We start from the raw sequence: 802 nt of genomic DNA, 5'->3' as shown, positions 1-802 counted from the left end.
TTATATAATTTAGTAAAAGTGTAAAGAGGATATAAAATAATGTTTATATGATGTAAACTTTAATGATTTAAATGTATTTGATAAGATAACAGAAGAAAATGTAGATTTATTACTAGAAGAGTTAACTAACTTAGGAAAAGATAATCTTTTAGATATTCCTAGAGATGCTAAGGTTGTTAGTGATAGTTTATCTACAGGAAACAAATTAGAGCATATTGGGCTTAGTTCTAAAACAAAAAAAATTAGAAATAGTATACGGATTATTGAAAAATCGTGGTATAACACCTGATGAAAGAATAGATAAGTTTATGGATGGTGGTGGTAGATTAGCTGTAGCTGGAGGTAAATTAATATTAATAGGAGGTGTTTCATTAGCTCTAGATACTCTAGGTGTTATTTCAGTTCCGGTAACATTAGGTATCTCTCTGCCTGTTTCACAAGGGTTAAAGTTTATAGGGGATATTGTAATAAGTGGTCAAACTATATTTGTTGCAAACGAATTAAATGCTGGAATACAAAAAATTACAGAATCAATAACAGGTAAAGAGATTAAATATAAACAAGATTTAAGAGAATATAATTCTAAATTATATGATAATGTCAGTGAAATTTTAGATTACACAAGTATAGGGATTGTAGCAGCAACTACAACACTTCCTAAAGAGAATAAAAAAACTTGAAATAATTTAAAAAATACAGACAAAGAGCAAAAAGAAAATAATTATGACTCAAAAGGATTTAATAAAAATATTACAGTTGAAGAGATGAGAGAACTTTCAAAGAAAGAAGTTAAAATAAAATA

Annotated in this window: 1 protein-coding gene; it reads left to right on the top strand. The window is 26.8% G+C overall.

Annotated features, from left to right (window positions below; translation table 11 throughout):
* The first annotated feature begins 215 nt into the window (after nucleotides 1-215).
* Nucleotides 216-680 (top strand): hypothetical protein, encoded by a 465-nt coding sequence (locus AYC60_RS05905; protein ID WP_067322382.1) that lies wholly within the window; start codon nucleotides 216-218, stop codon nucleotides 678-680.
* Nucleotides 681-802: the final 122 nt, after the last annotated feature.

The organism is Streptobacillus felis (assembly GCF_001559775.1).
Taxonomy (GTDB): domain Bacteria; phylum Fusobacteriota; class Fusobacteriia; order Fusobacteriales; family Leptotrichiaceae; genus Streptobacillus; species Streptobacillus felis.
The sequence above is the reverse complement of the archived record's forward strand: the minus strand, read 5'-3'. Positions and strand labels throughout refer to the sequence as shown.